The following is a 6,348-nucleotide window of genomic DNA, read 5'->3' as shown; positions in this document are numbered from 1 at the left end:
ATTACCAAAGTATCATGAATAAAAGAACAAAGGTATTGTGTAAAGATTGTCATCGGAAGATAACCAATCAACAAATACATGATATCAGAAAGAATAAGAACAATAAGAATAAATAACTAATCAACCGTGAGGAGAAATTGGTTCTCGAAAGAGAGTAAATTATGGAAATCCGGATGCTGGGAAACTTGCTTGTCCGGTTTGGACGGGGGCTGATTGTAAATAAAACAACAAAGATAAACCGCTGAATAAAACGCAATTAATCTATTCGTATTATTTTATAGTTAATTTTCATACAAAAATTTTTATTAATAAATTATAACGATTTAAAATTATTTAATTTTATAAAAAATATTATGGTTTTAAATCATTAATAATAATTGATGAATTATTTGTGAAAATGGATTAATTATTATTAAAATTGTAAAAATAGATAAGAATAAAATCGAATCAAAACGATCTAATAAACCTCCATGTTCTGGAATTATTGTGCCAAAATCTTTAATTTTTAAATTTCTTTTAAATTTTGAAACTATAAGATCTCCTATTTGGGCTATTATACTATTTATTATGTTTAATATAAAGAAAATAATATAAAATGATGTTTTTTTTGGATTATTAAAAATAATGTTAATAATTATAATAGTACATAATATTCCGAAACAAAATCCTTCTTTAGTTTTTTTTGGGCTAATATTAGGACATAAAAGTTTTTTACCCCAAAAATAACCTCCTAAAAAGGCAAAAATATCGCTTGAAATAGCAATAATAAATAAATATAACATTATTCTTTTTTTAATCAAAAACAAACTGAATATAGAAATACTACCTAATAAAATATATATAAAAATAGCTATATGTTTAAATAATTTGTTGCAAAATGAATAATTATTATTTGTATTATTGTATGATGAAATAAAATTATACAATAAAGTAATAATGTATAAAAATGTAGTTATCATAACAATCCGGTTATTATTAAATATAAAATAATATAATCCTTGTATTATAATGAGTTGCTGAAATGCGAAACTTAATTGATTTATTTTTAAATTTTTTTTATTTATAAAATAAATATATAAAATAAAAATAATTGTTAAAAATATAAACAATATGATTGAATGATTATTTATTAAATTTATTTTTTCTAATAAAAAAAATTTTTTTATATAGGTGTGTAAGTTAGAATTATTTGTTATTTTAATAATTTGATTATTGTATAAATTATTTAAAATTATTTTTATTAAATAAAAACCATAAGCAATATTAAATATATAAAAAGGTAATATATTCAAAATATTTTGTTTATTCTGATTATGAGATATTATTTCGTTTGTTGAATTTTTTGGGCTTTTCAACTGTTGAATGACTTCTCGAAAAGATAAATATATAAAAGATATAAGTAGCAAAACGCAATTATAAAATAAAAGATTAGTATTATGTTGTTTATCTATGTATGTTAAAATGCTTAACCATATAAAGGTTATTAAGAGCATATTAATTCCCATATATATTTTTTTTTTATTAATTTTCATATAAAGTGGATTTATAAATATTTATATTAATATTTTAATAATTCTTTATTTTTTTGATTAGTTAATTCGTCTATAGATTGAATAAATTTATCATGAATTGTTTGTAATTGTTTAAGTATTTGTGTTTCTAAGTCTTGGTTAACTTTTATTTTTTTAATTTGGTCTTTACTTTGTCTTCTGATATTTCTGATACCGATTTTAGCTTCTTCTGCAGTTTTTTTAATTTTTTGAGTTAATTGAATACGTTGTTCTTCAGAAGGTTTTGGAAAAATTAATTTGATAATATTGTTTTCAGTTTTTGGATTAATACCTATGTTTAATTTTAAAATAGCTGTTTTAATACTTTCTGTTAAATTGTTATCAAATGGTTTTATATGTAATTGATTACCTTCGGACACATAAATAGAACTAAAATGCCTTAAAGGTTGCATTTGGTTATAATAATTGATATATACTTGATCTAATATTTGTGGATTAGCTATTCCTGTTCTTATATATTTGAATTTGTCATTCATGATTTTAATTTGAGATTGCATTTTGTCATTCATTTCATTTAGTATAATTTCCATTTGATTATTATAATCTTGCATTTTAATTCTCCTTAGAAGTAATTAAGGTTCCTATTTTTTCTTCTAAAATTACTTTTTTAATATTACCTTTTTGATTCATATCAAAAACTATAATATCTATTTGATTTTCCCAACATAAAGAAACAGCGGTAATATCCATAACATTTAATCTTTTGGATATAATTTCTTTATGTTCTATTTTTTCTAAAAAAATTGCTTTTTGATTTTGTTTGGGATCAGAATTATACACACCTTTCACATTATTTTTGGCCATTAAAATTATGTTAATACTTAATTCAGCAGCTCTTAGAGCGGCTGCAGTGTCTGTAGAAAAAAAAGGTACTCCAATACCTCCACTTAAAATGATAACACGTTTTTTGTTTAAATGATGATCGGCTCTTTTTTTGATATAAGGTTCAGCCACTGCAAGTACTTGAAAAGATGTCATTACACGAGTTTCAACGTTCAAATTTTCTAAAGCATCTTGCAAAGCTAAAGCATTTACGATAGTTCCTAACATTCCCATATAATCTGATTGATCTCTTTTCATTCCAAGAGTTTGTCCGGTAATCCCTCGCCAAATATTACCTGCTCCGATAATGATAACAATTTGTACACCTAAATCTTTAATTTCTTTAATTTCCTTAGCAATTTCTTTTACTTTTTGTGGATCAATAGTTACTTTTTCCCCTTTTAACGCTTCTCCACTTAATTTTAAAAGAATCTTGCTTAACATTAATATCTCCCGTTTAACTAAAATTATATATTGTTTTAAATTAATAAATTTTTTTAAATATTTTAAATTTTTAAATTCATTGTTTAATATTTTTGATTTTAAAATATGCTTAATTTATTTGATATTATTTTTTATTAAAAAAATTATTTAAAGATATATTTTTTAATCATTTAAAGCGAAACGATAAAACGTAATAATATCTGTCTTATGTTTTTTTAAATATTCTTGAACTTTAATTTTAGAATTATTATACATATTTTGTTGCAGTAAAATATCTTTGGATTGAGGGTTTGATTCTGTAATGTGAATAGGTAAATGTTTTTCAACAATTTGACAAGGTTGAGTTATATGTATTAAGGTTGAAATTTTTCCATTTTTATGTATATAAAAACCAAAACTTTCTTCGTTTTGTTTATAAATAATTTGTATTCGTTTTAATCTGATTTGTTCTTGAAAAATAGTCATCTTTTGGCTTATTATTTGTTTTACTGTTTTTCCTTGATAATTATAATTTAAGAAATCATTTAATTGCTGAATATTACTAGGAGCTTGTAACAAAATTTCTTCTATTTTTTTTATTAATTCTATAAATTTTATATTTTTGGCTGCAAAATCTGTTTTTATGTTTATTTCGAAAATTACAGCTTTGTTTTTTTTAAAAGCTACATGAGTCGTGCCTTCTGTCAAATTTTCTTCAAAAGTTTCCGGATATTCTATATATTTTTCTTGATTTAATAATTCAATAGCTTCTTCTATATTTCCTTTAGTTTTTGTTAAAGCTTTTGCGCAATCCAGTATACTAAAATTAGTAATTTCTCTTAATTTTTTAACTTTTTCTATCATTTCAGGTTTCATATTTTTAATTAAACTCTTTTATTTAATTTTTACTATATTATAATTTTTAAAAAATGTGAAAAAAAATTTAATTTTTTTCGTTTTTTAAATTAGTGTTAAGGATATTATTTTATCAATTTATAAAATTATTTTTCTTGGTTAGAAATATTTTTTTCTGATTCATTTGTTTTATCGTTAGATTTCATACCTTCTAAAGCAGCATTAGCTAAAATAGAAGTTATTAATTTAACTCCTTTGATAGCATCATTATTCGCAGGAATAACATAATCTACTAAATCTGGATCACAATTACTATCTATAATGCCGAAAATAGTAATATTTAATTTTCTTGCTTCTGCAATAGCTATAGAATCTTTTTGTGTATCTATAATAATAATAGCTTGAGGTAGTTTAGTCATATTTTTAATACCACCCAAAATTTTCTCTAATTTATTTCTTTTTTGGGTTAATTTTGCTATTTCTTTTTTAGTTAAATGATTCCATAGCCCTTCTTCTTCTTCTTTATAGAGATTTATTAAATAGTTAATTCTTTGGGTGATAGTGCTAAAATTAGTAAAAATTCCCCCTAACCAACGTTGATTAATATAATATTGTTGTGATCTTTGAGCTTCTGTTTTTATAATATCTTGTATTTGTTTTTTTGTCCCTAAAAAAAGAATTTTTCCTCCTGAAGCAACTATTTCTACAATCTTTTTATAAGCAATATCTATATGTTCTACAGTTTTTTTTAAATTTATGATATGAATTTTATTTCTTACCGTAGGAACTCCATCATTTTTTAAGCAAAAAAGATATTGTTTGGCTTTATAATGTGTTTTTTTTGCTGAATGTCCAAAATGTATTCCGGCTTCTAATAATTGTTTAATATTTGTTACACTACCCATATTTTTTGTTTTGTGTGACTCCTTTTTTAACTTTGAAGTTTTTTTAATTTATTAAAATTTTATATTAGAAAGGGTATTATTTTATTTGGTTTTGGCCCCTAATTTCCAATCGTATCTTTTTTTTATTAACCTTAACATTTTAACATATTTTATATTTTTTGACAATTATTTTAATTAAAATTTTTTAGTACTGCCAAAGCCATTTTTTCTAATTTTACTTTCATTATTATCATTTTTAGTAAGTAAAAAATTTTGAAATATTCCTTGAGCGATTCTTTCGTTTTTATCGATAATAACTGTTTGATTAGAAAAATTGTATAATGATATTAGAATGTGTCCTTCGTTTTCTGAATTATTATAATAATCACTATCTATTACTCCTACATTATTTGTTAACATTAATTTTTTTTTTATAAATAAAGAAGATCTGGAATAAATTAATAAAACCTGATTATAAGGTAAAAATACTTTTAATCCTGTTGGTATTATTGCTAATTGTTGTGGTAAAATTTTTGTTTCTATAGCGGCTGCTAAATCATATCCTGCACTGTATTTAGTTTGTCTTTTCGGTATTTGGATATTGTTGTTTTTATAACAATTTACTACTTCAAAAAAACTTTCATTTGACATTTTTTTATTTTCTCTTTCTTTTATAAATTTTATTTTTTTATTTTCTTCATTTTATTATTTATCATATTATTATAATAAAAAAATTTTTTGTGCAATTCGTTATCAGATATATAAGTATAAATTTGAGTTGTTTTTAAATGATTATGCCCTAATAATTCTTGCACTATTCTTAAGTCTGCTCCATTTTTTAGCAAAATAGTAGCAAAAGTATGTCTAAACATATGTGGCGATATTTTACCTTTATATTTATTTTTTGAGAAGATTTTTTGAATAATAAAATTGATGCCTCTAGTAGTTATTTTATTGCCATGTTGATTAGTAATTAAGGATAATATTTTTTTTTTATTTTTATTATTAATAAGTTTAGGTCTTACATTGTTTATATAGTTTTTTAACATATCAGCAAGTTTTTTATGTAAGGGTATATATCTATCTTTAGAACCTTTACCATTGATTAATATTTGATTATTTAAAAGATTTATACTATTAATAGTTAAATTAACTAGTTCTTGTACTCTTAATCCGCAACTATAAAGCAAGTCTATTATTAAATAATTTCGATAATTTATAATATTATGATTTATATTTATAGAATTTAGTAATTTTTTTATATGATAGGGTTCAATAATTTTAGGTATTTTGTGATTTACTTTGATATTAGGCAATGATTTAAATATGTTAGTTTGAACGTTGTATTTATCTTTTAAAAAGTTATAAAAAGTTTTTAAAGTAGAAATTTTTCTTTTAATAGTTGTATTTTTATTTTTTTTAGAACTTAAATGAATTAAAAAAAGACGAGATAAATTGTCATTTTTTAATTCATTAATATTGAAATCTATTTTTTTTCGATTGCAAAGTAATACAAATTCTTTTAAGTCGGAAGTATAATTAATTATTGTTGATAATGAATAGTTTCGTTCAATTTTTAAAAATGTTTGAAAATCTTTGATTAATTTCAAATCCATTGCACTAACTCGCTTTTCAAAATTATTTTTTAACATTTATATTATTGTTTACATTATTTTAATTGTCATCTTTTTGAATTAAAGTATTTAAATTTATTGGCTTACGATAATTAAATTGTTGAAAGTTATATGAAATTTTTAATATAATATTTTTTATAATTTTAATCGAATAATTAT

The 6,348-nt window shown here is 21.5% G+C and carries 7 protein-coding genes; all 7 read right to left on the bottom strand.

The genetic code is table 11. The features are described from left to right. Positions 1 to 359 precede the first annotated feature (359 nt). Positions 360 to 1,355: a phosphatidate cytidylyltransferase gene (locus OC705_RS01020; protein ID WP_304512336.1), complete on the bottom strand. Its 996-nt coding sequence runs from the start codon at positions 1,353 to 1,355 to the stop codon at positions 360 to 362. 203 nt (positions 1,356 to 1,558) lie between these two features. Then, a complete protein-coding gene (locus tag OC705_RS01015) occupies positions 1,559 to 2,122 on the bottom strand; it encodes a ribosome-recycling factor (RefSeq protein WP_304512337.1) in 564 nt (187 codons plus the stop codon). Position 2,123: 1 nt separating this feature from the next. Beyond that, positions 2,124 to 2,843, bottom strand: a complete 720-nt coding sequence (gene pyrH, locus OC705_RS01010; protein ID WP_304512374.1) for a UMP kinase — start codon at positions 2,841 to 2,843, stop codon at positions 2,124 to 2,126. Between the two features lie 156 nt (positions 2,844 to 2,999). Next, positions 3,000 to 3,692 carry a translation elongation factor Ts gene (gene tsf, locus OC705_RS01005; protein ID WP_304512338.1) on the bottom strand — a complete coding sequence of 231 codons (693 nt, stop codon included), beginning with the start codon at positions 3,690 to 3,692 and terminating at the stop codon, positions 3,000 to 3,002. A 125-nt stretch (positions 3,693 to 3,817) separates the two neighbouring features. Beyond that, the gene (rpsB, locus tag OC705_RS01000) at positions 3,818 to 4,576 is read right to left on the bottom strand and encodes a 30S ribosomal protein S2 (protein ID WP_304512339.1); all 759 of its coding nucleotides are present in this window, start codon (positions 4,574 to 4,576) and stop codon (positions 3,818 to 3,820) included. A 174-nt stretch (positions 4,577 to 4,750) separates the two neighbouring features. Continuing rightward, positions 4,751 to 5,206 (bottom strand): dUTP diphosphatase, encoded by a 456-nt coding sequence (gene dut, locus OC705_RS00995; protein ID WP_304512340.1) that lies wholly within the window; start codon positions 5,204 to 5,206, stop codon positions 4,751 to 4,753. A 29-nt stretch (positions 5,207 to 5,235) separates the two neighbouring features. Then, positions 5,236 to 6,171, bottom strand: a complete 936-nt coding sequence (locus tag OC705_RS00990; RefSeq protein WP_304512341.1) for a tyrosine-type recombinase/integrase — start codon at positions 6,169 to 6,171, stop codon at positions 5,236 to 5,238. Positions 6,172 to 6,348: the final 177 nt, after the last annotated feature.

The sequence above is a fragment of the Candidatus Phytoplasma fabacearum genome, from assembly GCF_030586805.1.
GTDB lineage: Bacteria > Bacillota_I > Bacilli_A > Acholeplasmatales > Acholeplasmataceae > Phytoplasma > Phytoplasma fabacearum.
Note: the sequence above shows the minus strand (reverse complement) of the source record. Positions and strands in the feature narration are given on the sequence as shown.

Excerpts from the sequence above, each read along its gene's own strand:
- OC705_RS01015 (WP_304512337.1), bottom strand. The coding sequence starts at position 2,122 with ATGCAAGATTATAATAATCAAATGGAAATTATACTAAATGAAATGAAT.
- tsf (WP_304512338.1), bottom strand. The coding sequence starts at position 3,692 with ATGAAACCTGAAATGATAGAAAAAGTTAAAAAATTAAGAGAAATTACT.
- rpsB (WP_304512339.1), bottom strand. The coding sequence starts at position 4,576 with ATGGGTAGTGTAACAAATATTAAACAATTATTAGAAGCCGGAATACAT.
- dut (WP_304512340.1), bottom strand. The coding sequence starts at position 5,206 with ATGTCAAATGAAAGTTTTTTTGAAGTAGTAAATTGTTATAAAAACAAC.
- OC705_RS00990 (WP_304512341.1), bottom strand. The coding sequence starts at position 6,171 with ATGGATTTGAAATTAATCAAAGATTTTCAAACATTTTTAAAAATTGAA.